The sequence below is a fragment of the Streptomyces sp. NPDC098101 genome, assembly GCF_044760185.1.
Classification (GTDB): Bacteria; Actinomycetota; Actinomycetes; order Streptomycetales; family Streptomycetaceae; genus Streptomyces.
In genome coordinates this window covers 68135-83453 of the sequence record NZ_JBIWAS010000012.1, presented here as the reverse complement: position 1 = coordinate 83453, position 15319 = coordinate 68135, and the positions used below count along the sequence as shown (strand labels likewise).

At 72.3% G+C, this 15319-nt stretch carries 17 protein-coding genes; 6 read left to right on the top strand and 11 right to left on the bottom strand.

The genetic code is table 11. From position 1 onward, the window contains the following. Positions 1-121: 121 nt before the first annotated feature. From ACIQVI_RS32800 to ACIQVI_RS32790, 3 genes are read right to left on the bottom strand one after another with little or no spacing between them, the layout of a single operon-like run. Positions 122-793 (bottom strand): response regulator transcription factor, encoded by a 672-nt coding sequence (locus ACIQVI_RS32800; protein ID WP_351972631.1) that lies wholly within the window; start codon positions 791-793, stop codon positions 122-124. After that, positions 790-2049: a sensor histidine kinase gene (locus ACIQVI_RS32795; RefSeq protein ID WP_403602631.1), complete on the bottom strand. Its 1260-nt coding sequence runs from the start codon at positions 2047-2049 to the stop codon at positions 790-792. Before ACIQVI_RS32795 ends, ACIQVI_RS32800 begins: the two co-directional genes overlap by 4 nt. 13 nt (positions 2050-2062) lie before the next feature. Beyond that, a complete protein-coding gene (locus ACIQVI_RS32790; protein ID WP_403602628.1) occupies positions 2063-2227 on the bottom strand; it encodes a hypothetical protein in 165 nt (54 codons plus the stop codon). A 146-nt stretch (positions 2228-2373) separates the two neighbouring features. Between ACIQVI_RS32790 and ACIQVI_RS32785 the strand changes: the two genes are divergently transcribed. Next, positions 2374-2940 carry a GNAT family N-acetyltransferase gene (locus ACIQVI_RS32785; RefSeq protein ID WP_403602625.1) on the top strand — a complete coding sequence of 189 codons (567 nt, stop codon included), beginning with the start codon at positions 2374-2376 and terminating at the stop codon, positions 2938-2940. A 161-nt stretch (positions 2941-3101) separates the two neighbouring features. Here ACIQVI_RS32785 and ACIQVI_RS32780 read toward each other — a convergent pair whose 3' ends face one another. The 6 genes from ACIQVI_RS32780 to ACIQVI_RS32755 form a co-directional block, all read right to left on the bottom strand. After that, positions 3102-4676, bottom strand: coding sequence for a type VI secretion protein (locus tag ACIQVI_RS32780; protein WP_403602622.1), 1575 nt, complete (start codon positions 4674-4676; stop codon positions 3102-3104). 41 nt (positions 4677-4717) lie between these two features. After that, positions 4718-6112, bottom strand: a complete 1395-nt coding sequence (locus ACIQVI_RS32775) for an ATP-binding protein (RefSeq protein ID WP_351972627.1) — start codon at positions 6110-6112, stop codon at positions 4718-4720. Positions 6113-6132: 20 nt separating this feature from the next. After that, the gene (locus tag ACIQVI_RS32770) at positions 6133-7686 is read right to left on the bottom strand and encodes an SCO6880 family protein (protein ID WP_351972626.1); all 1554 of its coding nucleotides are present in this window, start codon (positions 7684-7686) and stop codon (positions 6133-6135) included. Further along, a complete protein-coding gene (locus ACIQVI_RS32765) occupies positions 7683-9008 on the bottom strand; it encodes a hypothetical protein (protein ID WP_403602618.1) in 1326 nt (441 codons plus the stop codon). Before ACIQVI_RS32765 ends, ACIQVI_RS32770 begins: the two co-directional genes overlap by 4 nt. Further along, positions 8998-9834, bottom strand: coding sequence for a hypothetical protein (locus tag ACIQVI_RS32760; RefSeq protein WP_403602615.1), 837 nt, complete (start codon positions 9832-9834; stop codon positions 8998-9000). Before ACIQVI_RS32760 ends, ACIQVI_RS32765 begins: the two co-directional genes overlap by 11 nt. 104 nt (positions 9835-9938) lie before the next feature. After that, the gene (locus tag ACIQVI_RS32755; protein ID WP_351972632.1) at positions 9939-10247 is read right to left on the bottom strand and encodes a hypothetical protein; all 309 of its coding nucleotides are present in this window, start codon (positions 10245-10247) and stop codon (positions 9939-9941) included. Positions 10248-10692: 445 nt separating this feature from the next. On the opposite strand from ACIQVI_RS32755, the gene ACIQVI_RS32750 reads away from it, so the two are divergent. Both ACIQVI_RS32750 and ACIQVI_RS32745 read left to right on the top strand, forming a co-directional pair. Beyond that, a complete protein-coding gene (locus ACIQVI_RS32750) occupies positions 10693-11652 on the top strand; it encodes an NlpC/P60 family protein (protein WP_403602640.1) in 960 nt (319 codons plus the stop codon). 205 nt (positions 11653-11857) lie between these two features. Then, the gene (locus ACIQVI_RS32745; RefSeq protein ID WP_351972623.1) at positions 11858-12589 is read left to right on the top strand and encodes a phosphatase PAP2 family protein; all 732 of its coding nucleotides are present in this window, start codon (positions 11858-11860) and stop codon (positions 12587-12589) included. A gap of 47 nt (positions 12590-12636) precedes the next feature. On the opposite strand, the gene ACIQVI_RS32740 is transcribed toward ACIQVI_RS32745, so the two are convergent. Next, positions 12637-12804, bottom strand: coding sequence for a hypothetical protein (locus ACIQVI_RS32740; RefSeq protein WP_403602611.1), 168 nt, complete (start codon positions 12802-12804; stop codon positions 12637-12639). A gap of 120 nt (positions 12805-12924) precedes the next feature. Here ACIQVI_RS32740 and ACIQVI_RS32735 point away from each other — a divergent pair, with 120 nt between their 5' ends. After that, positions 12925-13767, top strand: a complete 843-nt coding sequence (locus ACIQVI_RS32735) for a hypothetical protein (RefSeq protein ID WP_403602608.1) — start codon at positions 12925-12927, stop codon at positions 13765-13767. A 148-nt stretch (positions 13768-13915) separates the two neighbouring features. Continuing rightward, a complete protein-coding gene (locus tag ACIQVI_RS32730; protein WP_351971102.1) occupies positions 13916-14101 on the top strand; it encodes a hypothetical protein in 186 nt (61 codons plus the stop codon). A 29-nt stretch (positions 14102-14130) separates the two neighbouring features. Here ACIQVI_RS32730 and ACIQVI_RS32725 read toward each other — a convergent pair whose 3' ends face one another. Further along, entirely contained in the window at positions 14131-14505 is a 375-nt protein-coding gene (locus ACIQVI_RS32725) for a metal-sensitive transcriptional regulator (protein ID WP_351971101.1), read from the bottom strand. Between the two features lie 192 nt (positions 14506-14697). Between ACIQVI_RS32725 and ACIQVI_RS32720 the strand changes: the two genes are divergently transcribed. Continuing rightward, positions 14698-15318 carry a DUF47 domain-containing protein gene (locus tag ACIQVI_RS32720; RefSeq protein WP_017242367.1) on the top strand — a complete coding sequence of 207 codons (621 nt, stop codon included), beginning with the start codon at positions 14698-14700 and terminating at the stop codon, positions 15316-15318. Position 15319 lies beyond the last annotated feature (1 nt).

Below are 15319 nucleotides of genomic sequence, written 5' to 3'. Positions count from 1 at the left end.
GTACTGCAGGGGGGACCCTGTGGGAGAGTAGGACACCGCCGAACAATCATTGTGGGAAAGCCCCGCACCTTCTGGTGCGGGGCTTTCCTGCGTTCACGGGCCTTTTTCCCGCCGCCTTTTCTCAGGCCGGCGCGACGAGCTGGGTGTCGTACGCCAGGATGACCGCCTGGACGCGGTCGCGGGCGCCCGTTTTCGCGAGGATGCGGCTCACGTGGGTCTTCACCGTGGATTCCGCGAGGTGGAGGCGGGTGGCGATCTCGGTGTTCGTCCAGCCCTGGCCGACGACCGTGAGGATCTCGCGTTCCCGGTCCGTCAGGGCGGCGAGGCGCGGGTCTTCCGGGCGGGGCTCGTCCGCAGGGGCGGCCTGCGGCAGGTGGTGGATGTAGGCGTCCAGGAGGCGGCGGGTGAGGCTCGGGGCCACGACCGCGTCGCCCGCGGCCACCGCGCGGATGCCCGCGAGGAGCTCCTCCGGCTGGGCGTCCTTCACCAGGAAGCCGCTGGCGCCGGCGCGCAGACCGTCGTACGCGTACGCGTCCAGGTCGAAGGTGGTGACGATCAGGACGCGGGAGCGGGCGCCCGTGGCGATGATGCGGCGGGTCGCCTCGATGCCGTCCAGGCCCGGCATCCGGATGTCCATCAGGACGACGTCGGGGCGCAGGCCGTCGACCAGGCGGATCGCCTCGGCGCCGTTCGACGCCTCGCCGACGACGGTCATGTCGTCCTGGCTCTCCAGCAGGATGCGGAAGCCGAAGCGCTGCATCGGCTGGTCGTCCGCGATGAGAACGGTCGTCACGAGGGGGAGACCTCCCGGGAGGTTCGGAGGGGGATGCGGAGCCGGACGGACCAGCCGCCGGACGGCAGCGGGCCGCAGTCGAGTGTGCCGTCGTAGAGGGCCGCGCGCTCGCGCATTCCGGTGAGCCCCTGCCCCTGCCCCCGAGGGCCGCGGGCGGTGCCCGTTCCCGTGTCGGTGATCTCCGCCCGTACCTCCCGGGGGGTGTGCGTGAGGAGCACGGTCGCCTTCGCGCCGGGGCCCGCGTGCTTGAGGGTGTTCGTCAGGGCCTCCTGCACCACCCGGTAGACCGTCAGCTGGGCGCCGGGGGAGAGGGGCGGGGCGGGCGGGTCGTCGCCGGCGGCGAGGCGTACCGGCAGGCCCGCCTCGCGCACGCCGGTGAGTAGGGCGTCCAGGTCTGCCAGGGTCGGCTGGGGGGCCCGTACGGCCTCCTCGTCGTCGCGCAGGACGCCCAGGAGGCGGCGGAGGTCGGCGAGGGCCTCGCGGCTCGTCGTGCCGATGGCGGCGAGGGCCTGGGCGGCGCGCTCGGGGCTCTTGGCCGCCGCGTACCGTCCGCCGTCCGCGAGGCCGGTGATGACCGAGAGGTTGTGGCCGATGATGTCGTGCATCTCGCGGGCGATGCGGGTCCGTTCGGCCGCGGCGGCGAGCCGGACCTCCTGGTCGCGCTCGATCTCCAGGCGGCGGGCCCGGTCGACGAGGCCCGCCGTGTGGTCCTTGCGGGAGCGGACCGCGATGCCGAGGAGGGCGACGAGCGCGTACGCCCACAGGGTGGGGACGACCCGCTGGCCCCAGCTCTCCGGGAAGAAGCGGAACGCCCCCGTCACCAGCGGCGGCAGGATCAGGGCGAGTGACCACAGGAGCGCGCGGGGCGGGCGGAGCAGCGCGATGTGGAAGACCGGGAGCAGCTGGAGGTACGAGGACTGGAGGAAGGCGCCCGAGGCGTCGCTGACGAGCGCCGCGCCCGCCATCACGGCCAGGACGGTCGTGGGGTGGCGGCGGCGCCAGTACAGCGGCACGCTCAGGGCCAGGCTGAGGACGGTCACGAGCGGGACCGGCAGGGTCGGGTCCGGGGCGGTGGTCCGCCAGCCGCCCGACGCGTCCACGAGCGCCGCCACCACCCAGCAGGAGGTCACCGCCGTGTCCCACGGCCAGGGGTGGCGGGCGTCGAAGGCCCGTACGCGCGCGAGGAGACGGTGGACGTGGCGGCTGAGGCCGTTGTCCGCGTTCCCGCCCGGGTGGTCTTCCGTCTCCGTCGTCACGTCGTCATCTTCCTCATACGTCCCGGCGCTTGAGCAAGAGGGCGGGGACGGCCAGGGCGGCGGACGCCCAGCGGGCCGGGGTGATCCCGGTGACGGTGCCGGGGCGGACGGTGAAGTTGAGGTCCCGGACGACGGTCCTGTCCCCGTACCGCTTGGTGAGGTTCTCTGCTCGGATCATGTTTTCGACGCTAGGCGGCGGGCGGGGGCCGGGCGTCGGACCGGGGTGGTGTGAGGGGGGCGGGGGCGTAGTACCGGGGTACGACGGCGGGGCGGGCCCGGGAAATGCCTTGTCAGGGGCGTGCGTTCGTCGTCAGGATCGGGTTCATGGACTATCTGGTACGTGCCGTCCGCGGCGACGAGTGGGAGAAGGCCCGCGAGATCCGTCTCGCCGCCCTCCGGGATCCGGTCGCGCACCTCGCCTTCCTCGACACGTACGGGGCGGCCGTCGAGCGGCCCGACTCCTTCTGGCGGGAGTGGACGGAGGCGTCGTCCGAGAGCGGTGAGGGGAAGCTGCGGCAGTTCGTGGCCGAGGAGCCGGACGGCTCCTGGGCGGGCACGATCACGGTGCGCGTGGAGCGGCCCTCGGACGGGGTGCGGTTCGGCGGGCCGGTGAAGGCCGACCAGACGCACGTCGTGGGCGTGTACGTGCGTCCCGGGGCGCGCGGGGCGGGCGTGATCGACGAGCTGTTCCGGGCGGGCGTGGAGTGGTCCTGGTCGCTGACGGAGCCGGTGGTCGAGCGGGTGCGGCTGTACGTGCACGAGGAGAACGCACGGGCGGCGGCCTTCTACCGGCGGTTCGGGTTCACGGCGACGGGCGAGCGGGTGGCGGTGCCGGGGAGCGGGTCGGCGGAGGAGGTGGAGCACGAGCTGCGGCGGCCGGCTTCCGCCTAGGGCCTGTCCGACAGATCATGGCCGGGGCCGCGACGCCTGGCACGGCACCTCGCCGCGTTGCCGAAACGTCCCGATAGCTCCGCTGTCGAGCCGCTCCGGCGCCTTGCGAGGCACCGCACCAGACGCCGCGACCTCTCCGACCCTGATCCGCCGGACAGGCCCTAGCCCCGGGGGACCAGGGTGTCGTTCGGCCAGCGGGTTCTGGCCTGTTCGCGGGAGCGCATCAGGGCCAGGGTGGGCAGGCCCCGGAGGGGGCCTTCGGCCAGGAGGGACGGGAGCGCGGGGAGCGGGGCGACGGCGGCGACGTCGTCGAGCACCAGGGTGAGTGGTGGGTCGAGCCGACCGTCGGATGACCGTACGGCCATGCGGCGGCCGCGCTCGACCACGCTTGCGGCGAGCGCCGTCAGGAGCGGCATCGCGCCGGGGTGGGTGCGGGGGTCCTCGATCGATTCACCCACCACGTAGAGGGTGCCCCCTTCGGGGACGAAAGATGCCAGCGCCAGCGAATCCGTTCGATTCGGGGTGCACGCCTCCCGGATGTGGACCGTGGAGAACGCGGAGAACGCACGGGCCGTCAGTTCCTGTGCCGTGCGGCGGCTTTCGGGGTGTGCGGTCAGGGCGGATTCGAGCACGCCCGCCAGGCCGGAGACGGCCTTGGGGTGGCTGCGGAGGATCCGTACGGGTTCGGTGGCGTCGGAGCCCTGGGCCCAGCGGTGCACCTGCCGGAAGGGGCGGCCGTCGACGGCCGCCGCGTGCAGCCAGCAGCGCAGGAGCGTTTCCGCGGTGTCGGCGGTCGCCGCGTCGAGCCGGGAGTGCGGGCGGACCGGGGCGAGCAGGGCGGCGGCCCTGGCCTGGGCGGTCTCCGGGTCCTCGCAGCCCTCGGCGGGCGACCAGTGGAGCCGGGCCGGGGTGTCGCAGAGGTGCCCGGGGTCGTAGACGAGGACCGGGCCGAGCTTGCCGCGCGCATCCTTGGTGTCCGACCAGACGGTGGGGTCGGAGGTGACGACGAGGACCGGCCCCTCGGCGTCCCGTACGGCCTGGACGGCGGCGGGGCGGCGGACTTCGGGCGGGCCGAAGAGGGTGCCGGGCCCCGCGGGGGCCGTGTGGTCGGGTGCGGGGCGGGGCTGCGGGGGGATCTGCGGCTCGGCCGGGGCAAGGGGCGGCCTCGGGGTCTCCCGTACGGGGACCAGGGGGGTGGGGGCGGGTTCCCGGGTGTGCTCGGGGGGTTCGGTGAACGCCGGGGCCGGCGGAGCGGCTGCCGGGCGAGGGGCCGCGTGGTCCCGTACCGGAGGGTGTGGCGCCCCGTCCCGTACCGGGTGCGGCTCTTCCTCCCGTACGGCTTCCGGGACATCCCGTACGGGATTCCCGTACGTGCCCGCCTTGCGGTGGGCGCGGACCGCGCGCCAGCGGACCACGGTGCCCAGGACGAAGACGGCGAGGACCGCGAGGACCATCGCCTCGCCGATCAGGAGGCCCCAGAAGAGGCCGTACCCCGACAGCTGGTCCGGCGGGGTGGCCGGCCAGGCCGCCGGGAGGTCCGTCGGGGCCGTCGCCAGGGAGCGCAGGGCCGACGGCGTACCCGTGAAGGCGACGCCGTCCGGCCAGGCTCCCCGGGCGAACAGGCCCGCGAGGCCGGTCGCCGTCCACACCAGGACCGTGAGACAGAGGAGGAGGGCGAACAGGCCGAGCAGCAGCCCGTCCGAGACGCCTCCCCCTCCCTTCCGTGCCGTGTCCATCCGTCCCGCCCGTCCTGCCCGCTCGCCCGTCCTGACCCCGCCTAAGCCACCGTCGACTGCGAGGAGCCGTTCAGCTGCTGCTCGACGAGGATCGCCCGCTGCTCCGTCTCCCACTCCAGCTCCGGGTCCGTGACCGAGGCCTCGGTCATGGCGCGGTCGGTGTAGACGAGCGGGCGTTCCTTCTCGGTGATGAGGTGTTTGACCACCTGCACGTTGCCGTTGACGTCCCAGACCGCGATGCCGGGGGTGAGGGTCGGGATGATCTCGACCGCCCAGCGGGGCAGGCCGAGGACCCGGCCCGTGTTGCGCGCCTCGTCGGCCTTCTGGGCGTAGATGGTCCGGGTGGAGGCCATCTTGAGGATCGCCGCGGCCTCCTTGGCCGCCGCTCCGTCGACGACGTCGGAGAGGTGGTGGACGACGGCGACGAAGGACAGGCCGAGGCGGCGGCCGAACTTCAGCAGGCGCTGGAAGAGCTGGGCCACGAACGGGCTGTTGATGATGTGCCAGGCCTCCTCGACCAGGAAGATGCGCTTCTTCCGGTCGGGGCGGATCCAGGTGTGCTCCAGCCAGACGCCGACGATCGCCATGAGGATCGGCATGGCGATGGAGTTGCGGTCGATGTGGGAGAGGTCGAAGACGATCAGGGGCGCGTCGAGGTCGATGCCGACGGTCGTCGGGCCGTCGAACATGCCGCGCAGGTCGCCGTCGACCAGGCGGTCCAGGACGAGGGCGACGTCCAGGCCCCAGGCCCGTACGTCCTCTATGGCGACGTTCATCGCCTCGGCGGACTCGGCCTTGGGATGGCGCAGCTGCTCGACGATGTCGGTGAGGATCGGCTGGCGGTCGGTGACGTGGTTGTTCACGTACGCGTGGGCGACCTTGAGCGCGAAGCCGGAGCGCTCGTCGAGGCCGTGGCCCATCGCCACCTCGATGATGGTGCGGAGCAGCGCGAGCTGGCCCGTGGTGGTGATCGACGGGTCGAGCGGGTTGAGGCGGATCCCGGCGTCGTTGGCGACCATCGGGTCCAGGCGGATGGGGGTTATCCCCAGCTCCTGGGCGATGAGGTTCCACTCGCCGACGCCGTCCTCGCCCTGGGCGTCGAGGACGACGACCTGCCGGTCGCGGAAGCGGAGCTGGCGGAGGACGTACGTCTTCTCCAGGGCCGACTTGCCGTTGCCGGACTCGCCGAGGACCAGCCAGTGGGGGGCGGGGAGCTGCTGCCCGTACAGCTGGAAGGGGTCGTAGATGTAGCCCTTGCCGCTGTAGACCTCGCGGCCGATGATGACGCCGGAGTCGCCGAGGCCGGGGGCGGCGGTCGGCAGGTAGACGGCCTGGGCCTGTCCGGTGGAGGTGCGGACGGGCAGCCGGGTCGTCTCCACCTTCCCGAAGAGGAAGGAGGTGAAGGCCTCGGTGAGGACGGACAGCGGATCTCGCATGGGTCTGTGCCCCTTCGGCCCTAGCGGCGGATGCCGGTCGCGAACGGCAAGGTGTTCACAAAGGCCCGGTGGTGCTCGCGGTCGCACCACTCCAGCTTCAGGTACGACTTGCCGGCCGAGGCCCTGATCGTGCGCTTGTCCCGGGCGAGGGCCTCGGGGGAACGCGACGACACCGTGATGTACCCGACAAGGTTCACTCCGGCAGCGCCGCTGGCGAGATCTTCACCCCGCTGGTCGAGCCGGCCGTGGGCGGCGATGTCGCGCGGGTCGACCGTGCGGTTCATCTTGGCGGCGCGGCTGGCGTCGGCCTCGTCGTTGGTCTTCTCGGTGAGCATCCGCTCGATGGCGACCTCGGTGGGCTCCAGGTCCATGGTGACGGCGACCGTGCGGATGACGTCGGGGGTGTGGACGAGGAGGGGGGCGAGGAAGTTGACGCCGACGGGGGTCATCGGCCACTCCTTGACCCAGGCGGTGGCGTGGCACCAGGGGGCGCGGGTGGAGGACTCGCGGGTCTTGGCCTGGAGGTACGTCGGTTCCATCGCGTCGAGTTCGGCGGGCCAGGCGTTGCGCTTGGTCATGGCCTGGATGTGGTCGATGGGGTGGTCCGGGTCGTACATGGAGTGGACGAGGGAGGCGAGCCGGGACTGGCCGAGGGGCTGGCGGACGCGGATGTCGGCCTCGGCGAGGCGGGCGCAGATGTCGGTGAGCTCGCGGGCCATGACGACGGCGAGGCCGGCGTCGCGGTCGAGGCGGCGGGCGCCGGAGGCGTGCTTGGCGGCGCGGGCCATGGCGTTGGCCTCGGCGGCGAGTTCGCGGGTGTAGTGCATACAGGCGACGAGGTAGGCGCGGTGCTGCTCGCTGGAGGTGGAGACCATGGACTGGAGCTGGTCGTAGGACTCCATGAGCCACGCGGGCGCGTGCGGGTCGCCGCGCTGGCCGACGTCCTTGGCGTGGGCGTCGGGGTCGGCGGGGAGGGTGCGGGCCAGCATCTGGAGGCGGGTGACGAAGCCGTCGCCGTTGGCGACGTGCTTGAGGAGGGTGCCGAAGCGGTCGACGAGGGCCTCCTGGTCCTCGCTGTCGCGCAGGCCGACGCCGGGGCCCTCGATCTCGATGGCGGCGGTGACGGTGCGGCGGTCGGCGTGGAGGAGGACGGCGATCTCGTCGGGGCCGAAGGGGGCGGCGAGCCAGCCGACGCGGCCGATGCCGGGGGGCGGGCCGACCTCGACCTCGCGGCCGTCGAGGCGGGTGCCGGCCTCGACGGCGACGGAGCGGTAGGCGGTGCCGCGCTTGAGCATCCGCTTGTAGCTGCGGTTGATCTCGAACCACTTGTAGAACGTGCGGCCCTTGTACGGGAGGTACACGGCGGCGATCGCGAGCATGGGCAGGCCCGCGAGGAGGGCGATCCGCAGGGGGAGGAGGGGGACGAGGAGTCCGCTCATCATGCCGAGGAAGGCGCCGACGATGATCAGGGCGATCTCGCCGGTCTCGCGGTTCTTGCCGACGATCGCGTTGGGCCGGGCGCGGCCGACGAGATACGTGCGGCGGGGCGCGACCGGCTGGGACTGGGTCGTCAACGCCCTGCACCTCCAGAGTTCTTGCGGTTGCTGTGCGGGGTTCCGGCGGTGGGGCTGCTGCTGCGGGGGGCGGGCGGGGGAGTCGCGCCGCCGCCGCTTCCGCCGCGGCCGCTGTGGGCGGCCATGCCGCCGGAGAGCTGGTTGGCGGGGCGGGGGGCCGCGGAGGCCTGACCGCCGCCGCCGCCGTCGCCGCGGGAGCTGTGGGTCTTGATGCCCTGGGAGACGAGGGAGGCGGGGGAGGAGATGACGGCGGCGGCCGCGTTCTCGCCGGCGCGGTGGAGGCGGTTGTTGCGGGAGGCGGCGATCTCGTCGCCGAAGCCGGGGACGAAGCGGTAGATCATCGCGGAGGCGAAGATGGCGAGCAGGATGATCGCGAGGCCGGAGACGACGGCGGAGAAGGAGTCCGGGCCGGTGCCGGAGGAGAGGGCGCCGGCGAGGCCGAGGACGATGACGATGACCGGCTTGACCATGATGATCGCGATCATGATGCCGGCCCAGCGGCGGACGTGGCCCCACATGTTCTTGTCGACGAGGCCGGAGTAGACGACGACGCCGAGGAGGGCGCCGACGTACAGCATGACGGCGCGGAGGAAGAGCTCCAGGTAGAGGACGCCGGCGGCGATCACGGTCACCAGGGACACGATGATCAGCATGATGGGGCCGCCGCCGATGCTGTCGCCCTTCTGGAGGGCCTCCTTGAAGCTGCCGAAGAAGACGTCGGTCTGCTGCCCGGTGCCGGAGGCGATGACCTCGGTGACGGCGTCGGTGGCATTGACGACGGTGTAGAGGATCAGGGGGGTGAAGGCGGAGGCGAGGACCGTCAGCCAGAGGAAGCCGATGGCTTCGGAGAGGGCGGTGGTGAGGGGGACGCCGCGGATGGCGCGCTTGGCGACGGCGAGGAGCCAGAGGAGGAGGGTGAGGACGGTGGAGGCGGCGAAGACGACGGCGTAGCGGCCGAGGAACTCCATGTTGGTGAAGTCCACGTCGGCGGTCTCTTTGACGGCCTTGGAGAGGTAGTCGATGGTGGCTACGGCGGCGTCGGCGAAGCCGCGGGAGAGGGAGGTGAGGGGGTCGAGGGCGGCGTTGGGGTCGGTGAGGGGGGCCTTGTCGGTTCCGGCGGACTGGCCCTTCTCGCACAGGTCCCGGGCCTGCCCCACGATGAGGCCGCACGGGTTGTCGCCGGTGCTCGGGGACGGCGTGGGCGTCGTCGGAGTGGGAGTGGGAGCCGCCTGGGCGGAGGACACGAACAGGAGCGGCGCGCTGAGGAAGGCGACGGCGAACGCCGCCGTCGCGCGACCCGCCAGGCTTCGGCTAGCGGGCATAGGTGAACCCTCCGTATCCTTCGACGGCTTCGGCGATCTCGTCGGCGGTGGAGGCGCGGTCGTCGCCGTGGACCGGCGTGGGCCCGTCGCTCTGGCTGGAGGACTCCAGACGCCAGTCCCCGCCGACCCACGTGAGCTTCTCCGTGATGGTGAACCAGGTGGAGGTGACGGGCCTGGTCGAGTCCGCGCCTGCGAGGCCGCCCAGGTTGGCGCACCACACCTCGACTGTCGCCGAGTTCCCGGTGTACTCCCGTACCTTGGCGCCGATCGGCACCGTGCGGGACACCAGGGTCGTGCCGGTGGGTGCGATGCCGTTCGCATCGAGTCCCGCGCTCTTCACGAGGACGGTCGAGTAGGTGGCGTCCAACTTCTCCAGGACGCCGTCCACGACCGCCGGGGTGTAGACGGCGCGCACGATGTCGTGGCGGGACTCCTGCTGGAACATCGCCGCCGACCCCAGCGCCACCGCGTAATTCGTCGCCGCGCTCTGCGCCCCCTGCTCGTCGTGGGCGTACCCCGTGGGGATCGGGCCGTTTTTGGTGGTGACCGGGGGGACGCCCGTCGCCGTGGTGGGGGCCGTTTTGCCCGGGGTGCCGGCGCGGGGGGCGGAGGGGTCCGCCGGGTCGCCGCCGCCGCGGTTGGCGAGGGCGATGGCGCCGATGAGGAGGACCACCACGCCGACGACCGTGACGAGGGAGCGGGAGGCGCGGACGGGGCGGCGGCCGGCGCCGTACACGTCACCGCTGTTGCCCTCGGGCAGGCGGGTCCGGGTCTGGCCCGAGCCGCCCACGCCGCCGAAGCTGTCGTGCTCGTCGCCGGGACTCATGCCGGGTACGCCCCCTCACTCGTTCGCGGGTACGGCCGTGCTTCAACAGGACTGGGCATCGGGTTCGGGTGGGCTGTTTCGGAGTGGTCGGGGCCGACGGGGCGTCAGACCGCCATTCCGTAGACGATGGTGAAGAGCGTCCCCAGCGAGCCGATGATGAAGACGCCGGTCAGGCCGGCCACGATCAGCCCCTTGCCCTGTTCCGCGCTGAACGTGTCGCGGAGGGCGGTCGCGCCGATGCGCTGCTTGGCCGCGCCCCAGATGGCGATGCCCAGGCAGAGCAGGATGGCCACGGCCATCACGACCTCGATCATCACCTTGGCTTCGTTGCCCAGGCTCCCGAAGGGCCCCCAGTTCGGGGCGATTCCACCGATAATGGTGGTGATGTCGCCCTTGTTGGCCGCCAGGTACATGTAACTCACCGCCCCTGTATGGGTTGTTGGCCGCCCCTCCCGGACGGCACGGGTCATCGCCCTATCTTCGCTGATGAAACCGCTTGCGTGTGACTGCTTGGCGGCTCTCTTTACCCGATCCCCGCACACTTGACCGGTCTGACCGTCTTGACCTGCGGTGGTGTGGCCGGTTTCCGCGTGAAGAAGCGTATGGTCACTCTGTGTATCACGGAGGGTGACTCCGGGCAATGATCGTCGTTGTTCCACTCTTGGGGCGGCGCGCGGACGGCACGTGACGAGGTCGTCGCGCGCCGTCCCCAAGGCGGGCTCCGCCGCCTAGACTGGCTTCCCGGACGTACTGCCATGGGCCGAGGGGTGGTTGACGGTGCGTAGGGCGGTCCGCAGGGCGGGCAGGGCGTGGCTGGTGGCCGGCGGGGCCTTCGGGGTCTGTCTCGCCTTCGTGGCCATGCTCGTCGTCGGCACGTACTCCGCCGCCTCGGGTCTCGCCGCCGGCGCGGGCAGCGGAAAGAACGGCACCGTGGCGCTCGCGAAGGGCGCCGTCCCGGCCCTCTACCAGGGGCTCGTGCAGCGGTGGGGGAACCTCTGCCCCGCCATCAACCCGGCCCTGCTCGCCGCGCAGCTCTACCAGGAGAGCGGCTGGAACCCGCGGGCCGTCTCCCCGGCCGACGCCCGGGGCATCGCCCAGTTCATCCCCGGCACCTGGGCCAGTCACGGCATCGACGGGGACGGGGACGGGGACCGGGACATCTGGGACCCGAAGGACGCGATCCCGTCGGCCGCCTCGTACGACTGCGAGCTCGCCAAGTACGTCCGGAACGTGCCGGGGGACCCGGCGAGCAACATGCTGGCCGCGTACAACGCGGGCGCGTACCGGGTGATCCGGCACGGCGGGGTCCCGCCCATCAGCGAGACCCAGAACTACGTCCGCATCATCAAGTCCCTGGAGAAGAGCTTCGCCCGGCCCCTCGGCCGCGTCGACCCGTCCCGGCAGGCCGCGGGCGCGATCCACTACGCGCAGCAGAAGCTCGGCACCCCCTACCTCTGGGGCGGTACGGGCACGGCCGCGCAGAACGGCCGGTTCGACTGCTCCGGCCTCACCCAGGCCGCGTACGACAGCGTCGGCGTCCAGCTGCCGCGCGTCGCCAACGACCAGTACAACGCCGGGCCGCACCCCTCGCGCGAGGAGCTGCTCCCCGGGGACCTGGTCTTCTTCTCGGACGACCTGACCAACTCGCGGGCCATCCGGCACGTCGGCGTGTACGTCGGCGGCGGCTACATGATCAACGCGCCGAGGACCGGGGCGGTGATCCGCTTCGACCGGATCGACACCCCGGACTACTTCGGCGCCACCCGGGTCACCCCGGAGGGCGCCGCCGCCCTGCCCACCCACCCGCCGCAGACGTAGGGAGGCGTTCGGGGCGTACGGGACATGGCCGGAACTCTCCGTCATGCACAGGCCCTGAGCTGCGGGGGGCCGTCACTCTTCGATAACGTCGGCATGATCCACCGGAGAGAGCGGAACGTACGCCTCAGGCGGTTCGTTCCCTGATCCGACCGCTCTGACCACGGGGGTTGGAAAACACAGACACGAGAGCAAGGGGCCGCAGCAGATGGCTGTACTCGCATCGGACGGTTCGAACCCCGATGTCAGCCTGCTCTACGACATCAACGGGCTCGCCAGGTCCGCCCCGCCGTGGTTCGACCGCGTCATGGCGTACGTCGGCGAGTACGGGATCCTCCTCGCGATCGTCCTCACCGCGCTCTGGTGCTGGTGGAGCGTCCGCCGCCGCGGCACCCTCGCCGACTCCGTCTCGGCCGTCGCCGGTCTCGTCTGGGCCCCGCTGGCCGCCGGGGCCGCCCTCCTGGTGAACATTCCCATCCGGGGCTTCGTCGAGCGCCCCCGCCCCTTCGTGGACCACGAGGGCCTGGAGGTCCTCGTCGGCGGGAAGACCGACTTCTCCTTCGTCAGCGACCACGCCACCCTGGCGATGGCCCTCGGCGTCGGGCTCTTCGTCGCCCACCGGGGCTTCGGGCTCGCCGCGATCGGCCTCGCCCTCGCCGAGGGCTTCGCGCGGGTCTACATGGGCGTCCACTACCCGACCGACGTCATCGGCGGACTCGCCCTCGGCACGGCGGTGGCGCTGCTCCTCGCCCCGCTCGCGCTCGCCCTGCTGACCCCGGTCGTCTCCGCCGTCGCCCGCTCGGGCCGCGGCGCCCGCCTCGTCCGCTCCCGGCGGACCGGGGGGACGCGGCGTCCGGAGACGGTCGAGATCCCCGAGTCCCGCGTCGGCGGACCGTCCGCCGGGACCGGCCGCAAGGACCGCAAGGACCTGGCCGCCTGACGGCGAGCGAGGAACTGACGGCGGGTGAGGAGGCCTCCTAGAGGCCCCTAGGGGGTCTCCGGGGCCGTCGCCGTACGGGCGTGGTCCGCCGCGTCCGTGCGGGCCCGGTCCCTCGATCTGCGGGCCGGTCCCGACCAGCCGCAGCTGCAGCGTGCCAGCGCGAACGAGCCGCGCTCCGTCGTGGTGGTCGTGTGGGAGTAAGCCTGCGCGTGCACGCGTCCACCGTACTGCGCGTGACGGCTCGCCCGGGCCGTCGTTATGCGGAACGGACGTCCCCGGGCCGGGGACGAGGCGGTCCCGGGCGGGCAGCGGCGAGGCGTGGGGGTTGGCAGGCGATGACGGTGCAGGAGTACGGGCGTCCGCACGGCCGGGGAAGCGGGGCGTTCGCCGTCACCGCCGTCCTGGTCGGCTCCCTCGTCGGGTCCGCCGCCGCTTCCGGGTGCGCCGCGCCCCCGGACCCGAAGCCCGCGGCCGATCCCGCGCTCGCCGTGCGGGGCGCCGCCGACGCGCTGACGCGGGCCGGCACCGCCAAGGCCAGCACCGCCATGGAGATGGCCTCGGGCGGGACCCGGGTCACCATCCGGGGCGAGGGCGGCTACGACTTCCGGCGCCGGACCGGGCACCTCCAGGTGGTGCTGCCCAAGGACCCGGCCGGGACCAGCGGCCACCGGCCGATCACCGAACTCCTCACCCCCGGCGCCCTCTACATGAAGAACCGGGGCGCCGGGGTGCCCGCCGACAAGTGGGTCCGGGTCGACACCACCGCCCTCGACGACGGGAACCTCGTCACGGGCGGCGCCACCGACCCGGCGGCCGCGGCCGAACTGCTGCGGGGTGTCCGGGAGGTCGCGTACCTCGGCGAGATCGACCTCGCGGGGGTGCGGGTCGGGCACTACCGGGGGGTCGCCGACATCGCGCACGCGGCCCGGGTCGCGTCGCCGCAGCTGCGCGGGCCGCTCGCCGCGGCGGCGAAAGGGTTCTCCGACGACGCGGTGCCGTTCGACGCGTATCTGGACGGGGAGGGGCGGCTGCGGAAGGTCCGCCACCGGTTCAGCTTCAGCAACCAGGGCCGCACGGTCGCCGTCGCGTCGACCACGCTGCTCTACGGCTTCGGGGTCCCCGTCCGGGTCGTGCTGCCGGACCGCCGGGACCTCTACGACGGGAAGGTCGAGACCTGACCCGCCCGTGCCCCGCCCCGGCCTCCTCCACCTCGGGCGACGGTGGCGCGGGCCATCGGCAAATGGTCCAGACGTGTCATGCGCGGTGCGTGGCTCCGTCCCTACGCTGGGAGACCGCTGGGAGACCGACGCCGGCAGGAAGAGGTGGATGCGCGTGGCCCCGCCCGGTACCGCGACCGTGCCCGCAGAGCAGGAGCGCGTCGCCCTCGCCGAGATAGAGCTGTGCGGCGAGCTCATCATCGCCGCCTCCGCCGCCGACGGGGAGCGGCTCAGCGCCGACCGGATAGACGAGGTGCTGAGGGTGGCCGCGGAGCGGGCCGTACGCGGCTGCTGAGCGCACGGGGGCCCGGAGGACGCGCGCGATCAGGTGCGCATCATGCGGGCGATGGCCTTCGTGGCCTCCTCGACCTTGGCGTCGATGCCGTCGCCGCCCCTGGCCGCCGCGTCCGCGACGCAGTGCCGCAGGTGCTCCTCCAAGAGCTGGAGGGCGAAGGACTGGAGCGCCTTCGTGGAGGCGGAGACCTGCGTGAGTATGTCGATGCAGTAGACGTCCTCGTCGACCATCCGCTGGAGGCCCCTGATCTGGCCCTCGATCCTGCGGAGGCGCTTGAGGTGCTCGTCCTTCTGCTTGTGGTACCCGTGCACGCCGTGCTCGTGGCCGGCCTCCGCGGTGGTCCCGACGGGCCCGACGGCCTCGACGGGCTCGGGGGTGACCTGGTCCGCCTCGGTGGTCGTCATCGCGTCCTCCCGTTGTCCAGAAAGGGGGTGTATACCCCTCGTGGGTATATGGTACCGATCCCCGCCGAACCGGGCGGGGGCCCGTGCAGATCACTGTGCCTGATGGGCGACACTGAGAGGACGCCGGTTAGCCGTGGCCGGATGATGCGCCTAGCATCAGCCTGACCCAACCCAGCACCCCGAGGACCTCACGTGCGATTTCGTCTGACCCCCAGGGAGACGAGCTTCTACGACATGTTCGCCGCGTCCGCGGACAACATCGTCACGGGCTCGAAGCTCCTGATGGAACTGCTCGGAGCGGAGCCTTCCGCCCGGGCCGAGATCGCGGAGCGGATGCGGGCAGCGGAACACGCCGGTGACGACGCCACCCACGCGATCTTCCACCAGCTGAACTCCTCCTTCATCACGCCGTTCGACCGCGAGGACATCTACTCCCTGGCCTCGTCCCTCGACGACATCATGGACTTCATGGAGGAGGCCGTCGACCTGGTCGTCCTCTACAACATCGAGGAGCTGCCCAAGGGCGTCGAGCAGCAGATCGAGGTCCTGGCCCGGGCGGCGGAGCTGACCGCCGAGGCCATGCCGAACCTGCGGACGATGTCCAACCTCACCGAGTACTGGATCGAGGTCAACCGTCTGGAGAACCAGGCCGACCAGATCCACCGCAAGCTGCTCGCCCAGCTCTTCAACGGCAAGTACGACGCCATCGAGGTGCTGAAGCTCAAGCAGGTCGTGGATGTCCTCGAAGAGGCGGCGGACGCGTTCGAGCACGTGGCCAACACGGTGGAGACCATCGCGGTCAAGGAGTCCTGAG